We start from the raw sequence: 16,795 nt of genomic DNA on the forward strand, positions 1-16,795 counted from the left end.
CAATCGTTACCCCGGCACAGTTGGCCAACAATGACCAACTCCAGTTGTAACGGTCCGATTACGAACACAGACAGGTACGGCCGCACCGGCGCGACGCCCGAATGACACGTACAAATCACCGGTTCAGTGAGTGTACAGTTCACGATGTGGAGGTATCCGTGACCGAGTTGCGCGCGCACCTCAGTGATTGGCTCGATCGAGCTCGGGCTGGTGGTGAGGTCGTCATCACCGACCGCGGGATTCCGGTCGCGCGACTCGCTGCGCTGGACAGCGCAGGCGCCTTGGAGCGTCTCACGGCTGAAGGCGTGATTGGCAAGGCCGCCGCGCAGCGGCCCGTCGCTGCCGGTCGATCCCGGCCCCGACCGCGCCGACCGGTGTCTGACCGGGTCAGCGAGCAGCGGCGCTAGCCGGTGCCGCTCGTCTACTTCGACGCCAGCGCCTTCGTCAAACTTCTCGCCTCCGAGACGGGGAGCTCGCTGGCATCCGCGCTATGGGACGGCTGCGACGCCGCATTGTCCAGCCGTCTGGCCTACCCCGAAGTCCGCGCCGCACTCGCTGCAGCAGCCCGCAATCACGACCTGACTGAATCCGAGATCGCCGCTGCCGAGCGTGACTGGGAAGACTTCTGGGCCGCCACCCGCCCAGTCGAACTCACCGCGCCGGTTGAACAGCACGCCGGCCGCCTCGCCCGCGCCCATGCCTTGCGCGGAGCCGACGCAGTTCATCTGGCCAGCGCGTTGGCTGTCGGTGAACCCGGCCTGATCGTCGCCGTTTGGGACCGGCGCCTGCACGCCGGAGCCCACGCCGCCGGGTGCCGAGTCGCCCCTGCCCAACTCGACCCCTAATCCGCCGCTCGACATTAGCGGGGGTCAACCCCAGCACGAACGACGATCAGGTACAGATTCGCCGAATCTCAACCGGTATCGAAGCGCCAACCACTCCGTAGGCATCGGCGAACACCCCTCGGTTCAGGGCGCAGTCGCCGCACGCGATCACCACCCCGGTCACCAAGCGCCCATCGGCGCGCCGGGGAGACGCGACCAGTCGCGCCCCGAACCGTTCCGCGTCATATACCGGCCCGAACACCGCCGAGATCTCCACCTCGCAGCCATTGCAGGAGCCGGCATCGGCATGCCGGATCTGCAACGAACCCCGCACTCCCGCAGGGGGATTCAGCACCGGCTGGGGCGCCGGGCCGGCGCGTTCGACCACCCGGCCGACGGGCAGGATCGTGCCGATCCACCCCATGCCGCTACCGGTCATCTGCTTGCAGGTCCTCCAGTACCGCGACGCGGTCGCTGAGCACCCGAGTCAACACCTTGCGCGCCACCGTCAACAATTCCGCGATATCCGGCGACGCGATCGAATAGATCACCGTGTTCCCGTCCTTGCGGGCGACCACCACGCCCGCGCGGCGCAGCACCCCCAACTGCTGCGACAAGTTCGACGACTCCAGTCCCACCTCGGGCAATAATTCACCGACCGACCGCTCCCGCACCGCCAGCAGTTCAAGAATCCTGATCCGCGCCGGGTGACCCAGCGTCTTGAAGAACTCGCCCTTGAGCTTGTAGAGCGGCTCCGATACCACGGCTCTCCTGAAGACTTAAGCATTCCTGAATTCGAACAATTGAAGAAACTATCAGATGGTTCGTGCGCCCGCGGTGTGGCCCAGTCGGTCGTAGGCTGGAAGCACCGACAGTGCAACGACGAGCCCATGAATCCATCCAGCGGCTTTGTGCCGAATACAGCCCGGCGGGCCTTCACCGATCGTCGGGAAGCCGGCCGGGTGCTGGCCGCGAAGCTGGCGGCCTATCGGGGGCGAGACCGGCTGCTGGTGCTGGGGCTGGCCCGCGGCGGCGTTCCGGTCGGCTGGCAAGTCGCCACGGCCCTGCACGCCCCGTTGGACGTTTTCGTGGTCCGCAAACTGGGCGCACCACAGTGGTCCGAGCTCGCCATGGGTGCGTTGGCCAGCGGGGGCGAAGTCGTGATCAACGACACTGTGTTGTCTGACCTGGGCATCGACACCGACCAGGTGCGCGCGGTGATCGACCGCGAGACCAGCGAACTCGTCCGGCGCGAGCAGGCCTACCGTCAGCGGCGTCCGGTCGTCGATCCGCGCGGCAAGACCGTGATCCTGGTCGACGACGGCATCGCCACCGGCGCGAGCATGCTCGCCGCGGTACGGGCACTGCGCGCCGCCGACCCGGAGTCAGTCGTGGTGGCCGCCCCGGTTGGGCCGCCGTCGGCCTGCCGCCAACTCGCGCACGAAGCCGATGCGGTGGTCTGCGCGACGATGCCGTCCGATTTCGACGCGGTGGGCCAGCTGTTCGTCGATTTCCATCAGGTCAGCGACGAGGAGGTGTGCGAACTGCTCGCCACGCCCACGGGCGGGTGAGCCGCGATCAGGCCCCCGATTCCTGGTCGTCAGATCCGGCATCGGCCGACCGCACCGGCACCTGCTCCTCCGTGGCGCCGTCGCCCTCGTCGGCGGCATCGCGCGGTTCGTCCGGGGCGGGGATTTCCCGGCTGTCGGTGTCGGCTGCGCCGCCCAGGGTCTCAGGGGCGGGCATGGGACCGTCGTGGTCGGCGGGTTCCGGGGATTCAGTGGATTCAGTGGGTTGGGTGCCGGTCTGGCGGCGCTGGCGTTCCCGAACGGAATCGACGATCAACAGCAACACACCGACCGCGCTGGCGGCGATGCAGACCCACGCCACCAACTCATTGCTGGTGACTACCGCGAACACCAACGCGGCAAGACCTATCACCGCCAAGACCAGGGCGACAATCAGCATCAGTCCTCCAGCCGGGTCCACACGCCCGGAGCGCAAGTCTGCACACTATCGACCGTCATGGCGGGCCCAGTCAGCTCCGATTTAGTTACTGCCCTGATTGAATTGGCTGAACCCCTCGCTGGTCGCGCTGGAGTCGACCGGGGCAGCCGATCCGCGCTGGCCGAGCTCTTCGAGCTGAGACTCCAGGTAGGTCTTGAGCCGGGTGCGGTATTCGCGTTCGAAGGTGCGCAACTGTTCGAGGCGGCCTTCGAGCACGGTGCGCTGTTGGTTGATGGTGCCCATGATCTCGGAGTGCTTGCGTTCAGCGTCGGCCTGCAGCGCGTCTGCCTTTTCCTGAGCCTGGCGCAACTGGGTCTCGGCGCGGGTCTGCGCGTCGGCCAGCATGGCGTCGGCGCGCTGGCGCGCTTCGGCGATGGTGCTGTCGGCCTGGCGGCGGGCGTCGCCGAGGATCTGCTCGGCGTTGGCGCGGGCGTCGGCCAGCAGCTTCTCGGACTCGGCCTTGGCGGTGCTGGTGAGCCGGTCGGCGGTGTCCTGGGCCAGGCTGAGCACCCGGGCCGCCTTCATGGCCTGTTCTTCGTTGAGGCCGGGAGGGGCGGTTGCGGGCTGCGCTGCCGGTGCGGCCGGTTCCGGCTCGGGCTCATAGACCGGCATGGCCGTCGTCGGTGCGGCGCCGCCGGCGCGGGCCGCGGTCAACTCCTGGTCCAGCTCCTGGACCCGCTGCCGCAGGTCGGTGTTCTCTTCGATGAGCCGGGTCAGCTCGGCTTCCACCAGGTCGAGGAAGGCATCGACCTCGTCTTCGTTGTAGCCGCGTTTGCCAATGGGCGGCTTACTGAACGCCACATTGTGGACGTCGGCTGGTGTCAGCGGCATGGTTTTGCCCCCTCGAGTCGGGACCGGTCAAACTGACCTGCAGAGTGTAGATCAGCATGAACGGCTTGTTAGCTGTTTGGCAACTGCCGCCCATCCTGTCACACCAGACCCGCAGGTCGCCTATTCGGTCGATAATTAAGGGCTAATTTCACAGTTTAAGAAGGTTTAAGAGGACCACAATAAGGATGATTTCAACGAAATGACTGCCCGGGGAAACGATCTCGGCTCAGCCCTGATAAGCCAGTGCCTGGTCCCAGGCGATGAACGTGACCAGCAGCAACACCATGATCGAGAGGTCGAAACGGACGGCGCCGATGGTGAGTTGCGGTATCAGTCGCCGCAGCAGCTTCACCGGTGGATCGGTGATCGACATGACGATCTCCAAAGCCACCGCGACAGCCCCGCGCGGGCTCCAGTCCCGGCTAACCGAGCGGATGAACTCAATGACGATGCGAACGATGAGCAGCAGCCAGAAGGCGAACAGCGCATAGCCCACGATGAGAATGAAGAGCGCCAACGAGAGCCCGACCTTACCGATGACCAACCGATGACCAACCGATGACTGACGACGACAGCGCCGACTGCGACCGGCACGGCGCCAGACAGCTTACCGTCCCTACTGGTATGCGTAGAAGCCGGTTTCGGCGATCCGGCGGCGCTCCTCGGGCGACACGTCGACGTCGGCGGGCGAGAGCAGAAAAACCTTGGTGGCGACCTTGTCGAAGGAGCCCCGCAAGGCAAACGCCAGTCCGGCCGCGAAATCGACCAACCGCTTGGCGTCGGCGTTGTCCATCGACACCAGGTCCATGATCACCGGGATGCCGTCGCGGAACCGCTCGCCGATGGTGCGGGCCTCGCTGTAGTCCTTGGGCCGCAGCGTGGTGATCTTCGACAGCGGGTGACCCTCGTCGAACAGCATCGCCATCCGGCGCGGATCCATGGCCAGCGCACCGCGGGTCGACCCGCGCAACAAGCCGAATCGTGGCCGGGCCAAGTCGCCGCGCTCGAACTCGCGCGGCCGGAACCGGTGGTCGTCGGCGTAGCCGCCGCGGTAGCTGCCCGGCGGATAGTCGCCCGGTTCGCCGTGCGGGTCGTCGTAGTCGCGTCGGTCGAAGCGACCGTACCCGTCGTCGGTGAACCGGTGGCGGGGGTAGCCGCGGGCGGGTCCACGATCGTCGTCGTAGTACTCGTCGTCGTAGTCCACCATCGGCGCCATCCCGAAGTAGGCCTTGACCTTGTGCAGTGTGCTCATCGCGGGACCCTTCTGCGTTGGTGTCTGTGATGAAAGTGTGACTTAAGTGACGATTTACGGTGACGGTAACGGTCGCTGACCCAATATCGCGGTACCGACACGCACACATGTCGAACCATGTTTGACCGCACATTCCAGGTCGTTTGACATCCCGGCGGACAACCCGACCGCAGCAGGATGCGCCCGGCGCACCCGCTCGTGCTCCGCATGCAGGCGGGCAAAGGCGGTCTCCGGATCCCAGGTCAGCGGCGGAATGCCCATCAAACCGACAAAGCGCAGCGACTGCCACGCCTCCACCCGGGCGCAGACCTCGTCGACCGCGGCCGGCCGGGCGATGTCGACGCCGCCGCGGGACACGTCGCCGTCGAGGCTGACTTGGACGTAGACCCGCATCGGGTAGGGTCGGCGGCCCTCCTCCAGGGCCGCGCCGACCGCCCGCCCCAGCGCGTCCGCCACGCGGGTGCTGCCCACCGAGTGGACCGTGTGTGCCCAACCGGCCAGCGACCGGGCTTTGTTGCGCTGGATCTGGCCCACCATGTGCCACTGCAGCGGCCGCGCCGTGGGACCCAGCAGCTCGGCGACGTCGCGAGCCTTCGCCGACGCCTCCTGGTCGCGGGACTCCCCGACGGCCGGGCAGCCCAGCCGGTACAAAATCGCCACATCGGTTGCCGGGAACGACTTCGTGACGGGCAACAGTTCGATGTCCCCGACGTCGCGGCCCGCCGCCTCGGCGGCGGCCGCCAGCCGCGACCGCACCGCCGCCAAGGCGTGCGCAACCTGGGATTCGCGGTCAGCGGCAGGGATCATTCCATCCACACCACCGAGGCCAGGCGCCCGGTCGGCGCGCCGCGGCGATGACTGAACAGCGTGGGGTCCTCCAGCGTGCAGCGCGGGTCGACGTCGATCGCGGTGACCCCCAAAGTGCCCAGTTGGCGAACGATTCCGGCGCGCAGATCCAGCCCGGGGGTGCCGGCCGCGGTGGTGGTGCGGCTGCCCGGCAGCGCCGCCTCGACCTCGTCGGCCATCGCCGCGGGCACCTCGTAGTTGCGCCCGCTGATCGACGGGCCCAGCAGCGCGGACACGTCGCACGCATGGGCGCCGACGGACACCATCGTCTCCAGTGCACGGGCCACCACGCCGGCGCGTGCGCCGACGCGACCGGCGTGCACCCCGGCGACCACCCCGGCGCGGGCATCGGCCAGCAACACCGGCACGCAATCGGCGCTCAACACCGCCAGCGCCAGCCCCGGCACGGTGGTCACCAGGGCGTCGGTGTCGGCGACCGCGGTGTCGCGCGGGCCGGAGACCACGGTGACCCGGTTGCCGTGAACCTGGTTCATCCAGATCACCCGGTCGGGAGCCAGGCCGATGACCGCGGCCAGCCGGGCCCGGTTGGCCGCCACCGCGGCTGCCTGGTCACCCACGTGGTCGCCCAGGTTGAAAGTGTCGAACGGGGGCGCCGAGACGCCGCCCGCCCGGGTGGTCGTCACGCGCCGGATCCGAACGCTCACCCATCCAGTATCGGGCCGCGGGTCAGCGGCGCATGAACGGCGGGACGTCGACATCCTCGTCGTCCTCGCCGTCGTCACCACCGATAGTCAATGTGGAGCCGTTGGTCGGCGACGGCACGCTCAGCGCATCGGCGGGCTCGAACAACGTCGACGTGACCTGGCCCGCCCGCCCCGCGGCGATGGTCTGGGACGCGCTGCCGGCCCCGGCAACCGGCTTGCGGCTGGGACCGGACGCGTCGAAGCCGGCCGCGATGACCGTGACGCGCACCTCGTCGCCGAGCGAGTCGTCGATGACGGTCCCGAAGATGATGTTGGCGTCCTGATGGGCAGCTTCCTGCACCAGCGAGGCCGCCTCGTTGATCTCGAAAAGGCCCAGATCGCTGCCCCCGGCGATCGACATCAGCACGCCCTGAGCGCCCTCCATCGAGGCTTCCAGCAGTGGGGAGTTGATCGCGATCTCGGCGGCTTTGAGTGCGCGGCCCTCGCCGCGGGCCGACCCAATGCCCATCAGCGCAGTGCCGGCCCCGCTCATGATGCCCTTGACGTCGGCGAAGTCGACGTTGATCAGCCCGGGCGTGGTGATCAGGTCGGTGATCCCCTGCACACCGTTGAGCAGCACCTCGTCGGCGCTGCGGAACGCGTCCATCAGCGACACCGCGGCGTCGCCCATCTGCAGCAGCCGGTCGTTGGGGATCACGATCAGGGTGTCACAGCTTTCCCGCAGCGCGGTGATCCCGTTTTCGGCCTGCTGGCTGCGCCGCTTGCCCTCGAAGGAGAACGGCCGGGTCACCACGCCGACGGTCAGCGCGCCCAGCTTGCGGGCAATGTTCGCGACGACGGGCGCCCCGCCGGTGCCGGTGCCCCCTCCTTCGCCGGCCGTGACGAACACCATGTCGGCGCCGCGCAGCAGTTCCTCGATCTCGTCCTTGGCGTCCTCGGCGGCCTTGCGCCCCACCTCCGGGTCGGCACCGGCACCCAGGCCCCGGGTCGAATCGCGCCCGACGTCGAGCTTGACGTCGGCATCGCTCATCAACAGCGCCTGGGCGTCGGTGTTGATGGCGATGAACTCCACGCCTTTGAGGCCCTGCTCGATCATCCGGTTGACGGCGTTGACGCCGCCGCCGCCGATGCCCACGACTTTGATGACGGCCAGGTAGTTGTGCGGGGGGGTCATCATTGAAGTCTTCCTCCCTGATGGGCCTGATGGGACGGGCGTGGTAGCGCTTCACCCGGTGGCAAACCCTCAACCTCAACCAGAGGCTTAGAGTTATGTCAAGTAGTTCCGCGCACTCGCAACGGTATGGCCGCCGCGCGCGGGATCGCCGCAGGCGCGCCGATGCGCCGCGACTTTTTCTCGCCGCCGCGGCGAGCGTTACGCCAGCGTCACGGTCGCTAGGCCGCAACCGCCGGGTTGGCCAACAACGACCACCTCCAGTCGTGGCGGGCTACTTGACCGTGGGCAGGTCGGGGCTGGAGAGGTCGTAGACCCGCCCGGGCCGGGTCAGCAGCGCCGCCAGCTTCTCGGCCTTTTCCTCGGTGCGGTCGGCAGTTCCCCAGATCACGGTGCGCCCGTCGGTCAGCGTCAGGGTGATCGAGGCCACCGACGGCGCCGCGATGCGGCCCACCTGCGCGCCCACCTCGGGACGCAGCGCCGACAACACCGCGAGCGCTGCCCTGGTCGCCGGATCGGTGGGGCCGGGATCGGCGACGTCGAGGTAGGGCAACGTCGCCGGCGGCGGAGCGGTCGCGAAGTCGACGCCGTCGCGGTCGTAGAGGTGCGGACCGTCGGGAAAATCCTTGACCGCCACAGGCACCCGCTCAACGATGGTGATCCGCAAAGCCGAGGGATACTGGCGCTGGACCCGGGCGCTGGCCACCCGCCGGATCGCGGCCACCCGGTCGGCGACGCGGCTGGTGTCGATCTGCAGCAGCGGCGTACCGAGTGCGACGCCGGCCGCGTCGAGCACTTCGCCGCGGGTGACCGCGCCGGTCCCGGCGACGACGATGCTGCGCGCCGACATCACCGGCGTGAAGTAGAGGATCAGCGCCAGGGCGACGACGACCACGCTGAGCACCAGTGTGACGAGCGCTACCTTCAAACCCCGAACTGCACCCCGGGGAACGGGTTTGGCTTCAATCTGGCCCCGCAGCCTGCGTTTGGCTTCACGGCGGGCCTGCTCGATCGCCATGGCGCGCGCCTGCGCGGCCCGCCGCTCGGCCCGTTCCCGGCGCGCCCGCCGGCGCGGCCCCTCCACTGACACCTGCCGGGCTGTCGCGGGCGCCTCGTCGGGCGGCACAGGTATCGGTTCGGTGGCGGTGGTTTCCCCCGCGGGATCGCTCTCCGGGCCCACCGTGCCGTCGTCCGGTTCGCTCACCAGCTCGCCCCCGAGCGACCCGGCGCCCTGCGGCCAGCCCGTAACCGCAGCGCGGTCAGGATCTCCGGGCCGAGCATGCTCACGTCCCCGGCGCCCATCGTGACGACGACGTCGCCCGGCTCGGCGGCCGCGGCCACCACCTCGGCCACCGCCGAGAAGTCCCGCAGGTAGCGCACCGGCACGCGGACATGCTCGGCGACGCTGGCCCCGCTCACGCCCGGGAGAGGCTGTTCGCGGGCGGCGTAGACGTCCAGGACGAAAACTTCGTCGGCCGCGTTCAGTGCAGCGCCGAACTCTGCCGCGAAAGCCTTTGTCCGGGAATATAAGTGCGGCTGAAACACGGCCAGCGACCGACCGGATCCGCGCTGCTGCAGCAAGGTGCGCACAGCGGCCAGCGTCACGGTGATCTCGGTCGGATGGTGCGCGTAGTCGTCGAACACCCGCACCGACCCGGCGGTCCCGACCAGCTCGAACCGACGACGAACACCCTCGAACCCGGCCAGGCCGTCGAGCACGCGGTCCGGGTCCGCGCCCACCTCGACCGCGGCCGACAGCGCACCCAGCGCGTTGAGCGCCATATGCCGGCCGGGCACCGACAGCCGCATGGCTCGCGGGTGAATGTCGCCGGCCAGCGCCACGTGCGCGACCGCGCCGGTGCCCTGCTGCTCCCAGGACAACAGCGTCGCGGCCAACGTGTTTTCGGACGTGGAGCCGTAGCGCAACACCCGAATACCCAGCGCCGCAGTGCGTTCGGCGAGCGCCGCGGCGCCCGGGTCGTCGACGCAGGCAACGAGCGCCCCGCCCGGCGCCAAGCGCTCGACGAACGCGTCGAACACCGCCGCATAGGCCCGCGCACTGTGAAAGAAGTCCAGGTGGTCGGACTCGATGTTGGTCACCACGGCGACATTCGGGGTGTACTCGAGCAGCGAACCGTCACTCTCGTCGGCCTCGGCAACGAAGCAGTCGCCACTGCCGTGGTGGGCGTTGGTACCGGCCTCGCCCAGTTCCCCGCCGACCGCGAAGGACGGGTCCAGCCCGCACTGCTGCAGCGCGACGACGAGCATCGACGTCGTGGTGGTCTTGCCGTGCGTGCCGGTGACCATCAGCGTGGTGCGCCCGGCCATCAGCTTGGCCAAGACGACCGGCCGCAGCAGCACCGGGATACCGCGCCGGCGGGCTTCGACGAGCTCGGGGTTGGTCTTGGGGATCGCGGCGCGGGTGGTGATCACCGCAGTGGCCCCGCCCGGCAACAGATCCAGCGACGAGGCGTCATGACCGATCCGGATCAGCGCTCCGCGGGCGCGCAGCGCCCGCACTCCCCGAGAGTCCTTGGCGTCCGAGCCCGACACCAGCCCGCCGCGATCGAGCAGAATGCGGGCGATCCCCGACATGCCGGCTCCCCCGATGCCGACCATGTGCACCCGCTGCAGCTCGGGCGGCAGCGGCGTGGCCGTCGGCGCGGCGCTCACCGTCGACCCCGTCCCGACCGGAGGTCGGCCTCGCGCGGGTGCCGCGCCAGGTCCAGCGCGACCCGGGCGACCTGTTGGGCCGCGTCACGATGACCGGCCCGGGCCGCGGCCGCCGCCATCGCGGCCAATCGCGCCGGGTCGCCGAGCAACGCGGCGACCGTATCGGCTATCAAGCGCGGCGTCAGGTCGGCGTCGGCGACCAGCAGTCCGCCGCCGGCCTCGACCACCGGCAAGGCGTTGAGGCGCTGCTCGCCATTGCCGATCGGCAGCGGCACGTAGACCGCCGGCAGCCCTACCGCCGACACTTCGGCGACCGTCATCGCCCCGGATCGGCAAACCGCCAGGTCGGCGGCGGCGTAGGCCAGGTCCATGCGGCTCAGGTAGGGCACGGCCACGTACGGCGGATCGCCCGCCTGCGGTGTGCGCAGTTCGGGGGTGTTCTTCGGGCCGTAGACATGCAGCACGGACACCCCCGCGGCGGCCAGCTCGCCGGCGGCTGCGGTGACGGCCCGGTTGATCGACGCCGCTCCCTGCGAGCCGCCGAACACCAACAGGACCCGGGCGTCCGCGGCGAAGCCGAAGTGGGCGCGGGCCTCGGACCGCAGTGCCGCACGGTCCAGCGAGGTGATCGCCGACCGCACCGGCATGCCCACCACCTCCGCGTGCGGCAGACCCGAGTCGGGCACCGCTGCAAGCACCCGCTGCGCGCTGCGCGCACCCACCCGATTGGCCAGCCCGGCGCTGGCGTTGGCCTCGTGGATCACCACGGGGATCCCGCGGCGGCGCGCGGCCAGATAGGCCGGCAGCGACACGTATCCGCCGAATCCGATCACGACGTCGGCGGCGACGGCGTCGAGCACGGCGCCGGTCTGCCGGACCGCTCGCAGCACCCGGACCGGCAGCCGGGCCAGGTCGCCGCTGAGCTTGCGCGGCAGCGGCACCGCCGTGATCAGCTCGAGCCGGTAGCCCCGCTCGGGCACCAACCTGGTTTCCAGCCCCCGCCGGGTGCCCAACGCGGTGATCCGGGCCCGCGGGTCCAGCGCGACCACCGCGTCGGCGACAGCCATGGCCGGCTCGACGTGCCCCGCGGTGCCGCCGCCGGCCAGCACCACCGACACCGACGTGGTCGGCTGCCTGACCGCGTCATTCACCCGTAATGCTGACCTTCCAGTACCCGAGCGCGAGCGCGCGGCCCGGCGTAGCGCAGTTCACGTCCATGATGCTCCCCCGCGCGCGGATGAGGATACCGTCGGCCGGGGGCGGGCCGGTCCGCTCGGTGCCGTGCCGGTCGCGGGGGCCGACCGGTAGTCGGTGCGCGGTCCGGCACCCGGGAGCGCAGGCGGTCGCGCAGCGCCTCGACCCGGCTCGGCAGGTAGGGCTCGGGCAACGGCAGCCGCAGCAGCCGGTTCATCGGGTCGGCGCGGCCGGCCCGCAGCGCAGCCACCGCCTCCGGCTCGTGACGCGCCGCGTTCGCCATCACCCCGATCATCAGCAGCGTCGTCGCGCTGGCCGTGCCGCCGGCGGAGATGAGCGGCAGCTGCAGGCCGGTCACCGGCAGCAGCCCGATCACGTAGCCGACGTTGATGAACGACTGCCCGATCACCCACATGGTGGTGGTGGCGGTCAGCAGCCGCAGGAACGGATCGGCGGAGCGGCGCGCGATGCGCATCCCGGTATAGGCGAACAGGCCGAACAGCGCCAACAACCCGAACGCCCCGACGAAACCGAGCTCCTCGCCGATGATCGCGAAGATGAAGTCGTTGTGGGCGTTGGGCAGATAGTTCCATTTGGCGGTGCCCTGGCCCAGGCCGTGGCCGAAGATCCCCCCGTTGGCCAGCGCGTATTTCGCCTGTTTGGCCTGGTATCCGGAGCCCTGCGAGTCGGCGGCGGGATCGAGCCAGGAGCGCACCCGGTCCGAGCGGTAGCCCTCGGACACCGCCAGGATGGCCCCGGACACGACGATCGCGAGCAGCGAGCTGACAAAGACCCGCAGCGGCAGCCCGGCGTACCAGAGCAGGGCCAACAGAATGATGCCCAGAGACACCGTCTGCCCCAGGTCAGGCTGGGCGACGATGAGGGCCAGCGCGATGACGGCCGCCGGTACCAGCGGGACCAGCATCTCGCGCAGCGACGCCCGCTCCATCCGCCGGGCGGCCAGCAGATGGGAACCCCAGACGACGAAGGCGACCTTGGTCAGCTCGGACGGCTGCATCGAAAAACCAGCGACCACGAACCAACCCCGCGAGCCGTTGGCCATCTTGCCGATGCCCGGCACCAGCACCAGCACCAGCAGCACGAGGGTGAGCGCGAAGCCGGAGAACGCCATGCGCCGGATGAACCGGACCGGCATCCGCACCGCGAGGTAACACGCCACCAGCCCGATGACCGTCCACAGCACCTGCCGCCCGAAAATCGCCCACGCCGATCCGTCGTCGTCGTAGGAACGCACCGCCGACGCCGAGAGCACCATGATCAGACCGAGCGTGGTCAGCAGCGCCGCAACGGCGACGACCAGGTGAAACGACGTCATCGGCCGGCCCAGCCAGGCGCCGAACCGGGTCCTCGCCGCGGGCGCGGTCGAGTGCGCCGCTGTCTCGGTCGGTTGTCCACCCTCGGATCTCCGGCCCAGCAATCGGGCCAGCACGTTGGCCACTGCCGCCTACCGGGCCTCTGCGGCGGCAGCCCGGACCGCGGCCGCGAACATGTCACCGCGCTCGGCGTAGCTGCTGAACTGATCGAAGGACGCACCAGCCGGGGCTAACAGCACCGTGTCACCGGGTCCGGCCAGCTCTCGGGCCGCGGCCACGGCCGCGGCCATCACGCGGGAGCCGATCGTACCGCCGGACGTGGCGACGACTTTGGTCACAGGAGTCACACAAGACTCAGCAGTCTCAGCCATATCAGCATCCTCGCCCGTCACAACTTGGACGACGGGGACATCCGGCGCGTGTCGCGATAACGCCTCGGCAACCTGCGCCCGGTCGCGGCCGATCAGCACCGCGCCGACCAGCCGATCCGCGACCCGGGCCACCGCCGCGTCGACAGAAGCGCCCTTGAGCAGACCGCCGACGATCCACACCACCCGCGGATAGGCCAGCACCGATGCCTGCGCCGCATGCGGGTTGGTGGCTTTGGAGTCGTCGACGTAGCGGACTCCGCCGACGACGGCGACCAGCTCGGCGCGGTGACGACCCACCCGGAACGACGCCAGGGCCTCCGCGATCGCCCCGGCGTCCACGTCGAGGCTGCGGGCCAGCGCTGCGGCCGCCAGCGCGTTGAGCACGCCCACCGGGCCGGGCACCGGTATCGCCGAGACCGGCGCCAGCGCCAGGTCGTCGGCGAAGGCCCGATCGACCAGCACGCCCCCGCGCACACCGAGTTCCCCGGCCTGCGGCTCACCGAGCCGAAAGCCGACCCGTATCGGTGCGGGCGCGCCGGCCAGCAGCGCCGCCGCACGTGTGTCGTCCAGCCCAACCACCGCGACCCGGCCGGCGAGCACCCGCGCCTTGGCGGCGGTGTAGTCGGCCATGCTGGCATGCCAGTCCAGATGATCCTCGGCGATGTTGAGCACCACGCCGGCCGCCGGTCGCAGCGACGGCGCCCACCGCAGCTGGAAGCTGGACAGCTCCACCGCCAGCACCTCGGCGGGCTCGCGTAACGCGTCGAGCACGGGCGTGCCGATGTTGCCGCACAGCCGGCTGCGCAGGCCCGCCGCGGTCAGCATCGCCTGCAGCATCGACGCGGTGGTGGTCTTGCCGTTGGTGCCGGTGACGGCCAGCCAGCGCCGCGCCGGCCCGTGGTATTCGGCCGCGTCGAGACGCCAGGCCAACTCGACGTCCCCCCAGATCGGGAGCCCGGCCGCGGCGGCGGCGGCCAGGACCGGCGCAGTCGGCGGGAAGCCGGGGCTGGTGACGACCAGGGTGTAGTCGCCGATGTGCTCGGCGGCACTCGACGTGCTCACCGTCGGCGCTCCGGTGGCGGCGTGGCGCTGCCGGATCGCCGGGTCGTCGTCGCACAACGTTGCCGAGACTTGCAGCCTGCCCAGCGCCGCCAGCACCGAGCGGCCGGTCACCCCGCCGCCGGTGACCAGCACACGGGCACCGGGATCAAGCGCATGCACAGCGCTCACGTCAACCGCCCGTGGCCGCCAGCCATTCGCTGTAGAACAGCGCCACCCCCAGACCGCAGCTGATCGCGGTCAGCAGCCAAAACCGTATGATCACTGTGGTTTCAGCCCAGCCGACCAACTCGAAATGGTGATGAAACGGTGCCATCCGGAACACCCGCCGTCCGGTGGTGCGAAATGCCAGGATCTGCACCACGACCGAGGTGATCTCGGCAACGAACAACGCGCCCAGCACCACCGCCAGTAGCTCGGTGCGGCTGCACACCGACAATCCGGCGATAATGCCGCCCAGCGCCAGCGAGCCGGTGTCGCCCATAAAGATCTTGGCCGGCGCGGCATTCCACCACAGAAAGCCGATGCAGGCGCCTGCAGTCGCGGCGGCCACCAGCGCCAGATCCAGCGGATCGCGCACGTTGTAGCATCCCAGACCCGGCGCGGTGGCGCAGGCGTTGCGGTACTGCCAGAACGTGATGAGCACGTAGGCGGCGCTGACCATCGCCATGCTGCCGCCGGCCAGCCCGTCCAGACCGTCGGTGAAGTTCACCGCATTCGACCAGGCGTAGACCACGAATACGCAGAACGCGACGAACAGCACCGGAGCCAAGGTGACGGTCGCAATCTCACGCACGTAGGATAAGTTGGGGCTGGCCGGGGTCAGGCCGTTATGACCGAATCCCAGCACCAGCACGCCGAACAGCACGGCAACGACAATCTGTCCGACAGTTTTGGCGGTCTTGTTCAAACCGAGGTTGCGGGACCGCCGGATTTTGATCAGGTCGTCGACGAATCCGACGGCGCCCAGCACGGTGGCCAACATCAGCACCAGCAGACCTGACGTCGACGGGCCGGGTCCCTGCACGGCCAGGCCGACGAGGTGAGTGCCCAGGTAGCCTGCCCAGATCGCGGCCAGGATCGCCACGCCGCCCATCGACGGGGTGCCGCGCTTAGTGTGATGGGTCGGTGGACCGTCCTCGCGGATCTCGTGTCCGAGTCCCTGCCTGGTGAACAGCCGGATCAGCACCGGGGTCAGCACGATGGACACCGTCAGCGCGATAGCGACGGCGCACAAGACTTCGATCATCGGGAAACGCCCCGGCCGCGCATCGCGCCGGGAGCGGCGCGGTTCGGCGGCCCGGGGTCGGCGACCAGCGCATCCGCGAGAGCGGCCAGCCCGACCGAGTTGGACGCCTTGACCAGCACCACATCCCCTGGCCGCAGTTCCGCCCGTAACACGGCCAGGGCCGCATCGGCGTCGGCGACGAGACGCGCCCCGGCGTCGGCCCCCCCCGGGCCCTCCATCACCGCACCGTGGTACATGGCGCCCATAGCTCTCCCCACTCCGACGACAACGAGTCGAGAGACATCTAAGCGCACCGCCAGCCGGCCGATGCGCTCATGCTCAGCGACGGCCTCGTCACCGAGTTCGGCCATCTCGCCGAGCACCGCCCAACTGCGCCGTCCCTCCCGCGCCATCCAGGCCAGCGCCCTCAGACCGGCCCGCATCGAATCGGGGTTGGCGTTGTAGGCGTCGTCGATCACGGTCACTCCGTCGGCACGGGTTGTCACCCGCATGCGGTGCGCCGACACCGGCGCGGCGCCGGCCAGCGCGGCGGCCACCTGGTCTGCTGTGGCGCCGCAGTGCAGCGCGACCGCTGCGGCGCACAGCGCGTTGCTGACCTGATGCTCGCCGTGCACGGCCAGCTGAACCTGGGCGCTGTGCGCACCGGTGTGCAGCGTAAAGCGCGGCCGGGCCAGCTCGTCGAGAGTCACCGGACCGGCCCAGACGTCGGCGGGTCCGGCCCGGCTGACCGTAATCACCCGGGCGGCGGTTTTGTCGGCCATCGCGGCCACCGCCGGGTCGTCGACATTGAGAACGACCGCGCCGGATCGCGGCACAGATTGCGGCAACTCGGCTTTGGTGTCGGCGATGGCTTGCCGGGAGCCGAATTCGCCGAGATGCGCAGTGCCGACGTTGAGCACCACACCGATCGCCGGTGGCGCGACGGCCGCCAGCGCTGCGATGTTGCCCCGGTGGCGTGCCGAAAGCTCCAGGATCAAATAGTCGGTGTTTTCGGTGGCGCGCAGCACCGTCCAGGGGTGACCCAGCTCGTTGTTGAACGAACCCGGCGGCGCCACCACCTCGCCGAGCGGCGCCAGCACCGCGGCGAGCAGGTCCTTGGTGGAGGTTTTGCCCGACGAGCCGGTGATCCCGACGACGGTCAGCCCGGTGTCCACCAAGCGGGCCGCCACCGCGGACGCCAGTGTGGCCAGCGCGGCCAGCACCGCCGCACCGGACCCGTCGGTGTCGCGCTCGAGAACCGCCGCGCGGCCGGCCGCCGGCGGGTCAGCGGCCGTGGGTGCGACCACGATCGCGGGCACCCCGACCGGGCGGGCGGCCAG

Annotated in this window: 18 protein-coding genes and 1 pseudogene; 3 read left to right on the top strand and 16 right to left on the bottom strand. The window is 69.9% G+C overall.

What is annotated here, in order from left to right; all coding sequences use genetic code 11:
• Positions 1-119: 119 nt before the first annotated feature.
• Both F6Q13_RS15225 and F6Q13_RS15230 read left to right on the top strand, forming a co-directional pair.
• A pseudogene (locus F6Q13_RS15225) lies at positions 120-407 on the top strand (type II toxin-antitoxin system Phd/YefM family antitoxin); the annotation flags it as partial.
• A 3-nt stretch (positions 408-410) separates the two neighbouring features.
• Positions 411-845 (top strand): type II toxin-antitoxin system VapC family toxin, encoded by a 435-nt coding sequence (locus F6Q13_RS15230; RefSeq protein WP_293058130.1) that lies wholly within the window; start codon positions 411-413, stop codon positions 843-845.
• 46 nt (positions 846-891) lie between these two features.
• Here F6Q13_RS15230 and F6Q13_RS15235 read toward each other — a convergent pair whose 3' ends face one another.
• Both F6Q13_RS15235 and F6Q13_RS15240 read right to left on the bottom strand, forming a co-directional pair.
• Entirely contained in the window at positions 892-1,248 is a 357-nt protein-coding gene (locus F6Q13_RS15235; protein ID WP_367141300.1) for an oxidoreductase, read from the bottom strand.
• 4 nt (positions 1,249-1,252) lie between these two features.
• Positions 1,253-1,588 (bottom strand): lsr2/espR transcriptional regulator, encoded by a 336-nt coding sequence (locus F6Q13_RS15240; RefSeq protein ID WP_293058133.1) that lies wholly within the window; start codon positions 1,586-1,588, stop codon positions 1,253-1,255.
• A 126-nt stretch (positions 1,589-1,714) separates the two neighbouring features.
• Between F6Q13_RS15240 and F6Q13_RS15245 the strand changes: the two genes are divergently transcribed.
• The gene (locus F6Q13_RS15245; RefSeq protein WP_293058137.1) at positions 1,715-2,395 is read left to right on the top strand and encodes a phosphoribosyltransferase; all 681 of its coding nucleotides are present in this window, start codon (positions 1,715-1,717) and stop codon (positions 2,393-2,395) included.
• A 7-nt stretch (positions 2,396-2,402) separates the two neighbouring features.
• Here F6Q13_RS15245 and F6Q13_RS15250 read toward each other — a convergent pair whose 3' ends face one another.
• From F6Q13_RS15250 to murF, 14 genes are all read right to left on the bottom strand, one after another.
• Complete coding sequence (locus F6Q13_RS15250) at positions 2,403-2,792, bottom strand: hypothetical protein (protein ID WP_293058139.1); 390 nt, start codon at positions 2,790-2,792, stop codon at positions 2,403-2,405.
• 81 nt (positions 2,793-2,873) lie between these two features.
• The gene (locus F6Q13_RS15255; RefSeq protein WP_293058141.1) at positions 2,874-3,662 is read right to left on the bottom strand and encodes a DivIVA domain-containing protein; all 789 of its coding nucleotides are present in this window, start codon (positions 3,660-3,662) and stop codon (positions 2,874-2,876) included.
• Between the two features lie 226 nt (positions 3,663-3,888).
• Positions 3,889-4,179 carry a YggT family protein gene (locus F6Q13_RS15260; RefSeq protein WP_293058144.1) on the bottom strand — a complete coding sequence of 97 codons (291 nt, stop codon included), beginning with the start codon at positions 4,177-4,179 and terminating at the stop codon, positions 3,889-3,891.
• 99 nt (positions 4,180-4,278) lie between these two features.
• Positions 4,279-4,914, bottom strand: a complete 636-nt coding sequence (locus tag F6Q13_RS15265) for a cell division protein SepF (protein WP_293058146.1) — start codon at positions 4,912-4,914, stop codon at positions 4,279-4,281.
• Positions 4,915-4,968: 54 nt separating this feature from the next.
• Complete coding sequence (locus F6Q13_RS15270; RefSeq protein ID WP_293058148.1) at positions 4,969-5,721, bottom strand: YggS family pyridoxal phosphate-dependent enzyme; 753 nt, start codon at positions 5,719-5,721, stop codon at positions 4,969-4,971.
• Positions 5,718-6,425, bottom strand: coding sequence for a peptidoglycan editing factor PgeF (gene pgeF, locus F6Q13_RS15275; protein ID WP_293058151.1), 708 nt, complete (start codon positions 6,423-6,425; stop codon positions 5,718-5,720). Before pgeF ends, F6Q13_RS15270 begins: the two co-directional genes overlap by 4 nt.
• Positions 6,426-6,447: 22 nt before the next feature.
• Positions 6,448-7,599 (bottom strand): cell division protein FtsZ, encoded by a 1,152-nt coding sequence (gene ftsZ / locus F6Q13_RS15280; protein ID WP_293058170.1) that lies wholly within the window; start codon positions 7,597-7,599, stop codon positions 6,448-6,450.
• A 271-nt stretch (positions 7,600-7,870) separates the two neighbouring features.
• On the bottom strand, positions 7,871-8,728 hold the full coding sequence (locus F6Q13_RS15285; RefSeq protein ID WP_367141302.1) for a cell division protein FtsQ/DivIB: 858 nt from the start codon (positions 8,726-8,728) through the stop codon (positions 7,871-7,873).
• Between the two features lie 68 nt (positions 8,729-8,796).
• Positions 8,797-10,215, bottom strand: coding sequence for a UDP-N-acetylmuramate--L-alanine ligase (murC, locus tag F6Q13_RS15290; protein ID WP_293058173.1), 1,419 nt, complete (start codon positions 10,213-10,215; stop codon positions 8,797-8,799).
• Positions 10,216-10,265: 50 nt separating this feature from the next.
• Entirely contained in the window at positions 10,266-11,420 is a 1,155-nt protein-coding gene (murG, locus tag F6Q13_RS15295; protein ID WP_293058155.1) for an undecaprenyldiphospho-muramoylpentapeptide beta-N-acetylglucosaminyltransferase, read from the bottom strand.
• The gene (gene ftsW / locus F6Q13_RS15300) at positions 11,417-12,922 is read right to left on the bottom strand and encodes a putative lipid II flippase FtsW (protein ID WP_293058158.1); all 1,506 of its coding nucleotides are present in this window, start codon (positions 12,920-12,922) and stop codon (positions 11,417-11,419) included. Before ftsW ends, murG begins: the two co-directional genes overlap by 4 nt.
• Positions 12,923-12,928: 6 nt before the next feature.
• Positions 12,929-14,398 (bottom strand): UDP-N-acetylmuramoyl-L-alanine--D-glutamate ligase, encoded by a 1,470-nt coding sequence (murD, locus tag F6Q13_RS15305; protein ID WP_293058161.1) that lies wholly within the window; start codon positions 14,396-14,398, stop codon positions 12,929-12,931.
• Position 14,399: 1 nt separating this feature from the next.
• Complete coding sequence (gene mraY / locus F6Q13_RS15310) at positions 14,400-15,476, bottom strand: phospho-N-acetylmuramoyl-pentapeptide-transferase (protein ID WP_293058165.1); 1,077 nt, start codon at positions 15,474-15,476, stop codon at positions 14,400-14,402.
• Positions 15,473-16,795, bottom strand: a 1,323-nt coding sequence (gene murF / locus F6Q13_RS15315) for a UDP-N-acetylmuramoyl-tripeptide--D-alanyl-D-alanine ligase (RefSeq protein ID WP_293058167.1), incomplete at its 5' end; no start/stop codon positions are given. The genes murF and mraY, both read right to left, overlap by 4 nt.

The sequence above is a fragment of the Mycobacterium sp. genome (genome assembly GCF_008709575.1).
Classification (GTDB): domain Bacteria; phylum Actinomycetota; class Actinomycetes; order Mycobacteriales; family Mycobacteriaceae; genus Mycobacterium.

Excerpts from the sequence above, each read along its gene's own strand:
- F6Q13_RS15235 (WP_367141300.1), bottom strand. The coding sequence starts at position 1,248 with ATGGGGTGGATCGGCACGATCCTGCCCGTCGGCCGGGTGGTCGAACGC.
- F6Q13_RS15245 (WP_293058137.1), top strand. The coding sequence starts at position 1,715 with ATGAATCCATCCAGCGGCTTTGTGCCGAATACAGCCCGGCGGGCCTTC.
- F6Q13_RS15250 (WP_293058139.1), bottom strand. The coding sequence starts at position 2,792 with ATGCTGATTGTCGCCCTGGTCTTGGCGGTGATAGGTCTTGCCGCGTTG.
- F6Q13_RS15255 (WP_293058141.1), bottom strand. The coding sequence starts at position 3,662 with ATGCCGCTGACACCAGCCGACGTCCACAATGTGGCGTTCAGTAAGCCG.
- F6Q13_RS15265 (WP_293058146.1), bottom strand. The coding sequence starts at position 4,914 with ATGAGCACACTGCACAAGGTCAAGGCCTACTTCGGGATGGCGCCGATG.
- F6Q13_RS15270 (WP_293058148.1), bottom strand. The coding sequence starts at position 5,721 with ATGATCCCTGCCGCTGACCGCGAATCCCAGGTTGCGCACGCCTTGGCG.
- ftsZ (WP_293058170.1), bottom strand. The coding sequence starts at position 7,599 with ATGACCCCCCCGCACAACTACCTGGCCGTCATCAAAGTCGTGGGCATC.
- murC (WP_293058173.1), bottom strand. The coding sequence starts at position 10,215 with ATGGTCGGCATCGGGGGAGCCGGCATGTCGGGGATCGCCCGCATTCTG.
- mraY (WP_293058165.1), bottom strand. The coding sequence starts at position 15,476 with ATGATCGAAGTCTTGTGCGCCGTCGCTATCGCGCTGACGGTGTCCATC.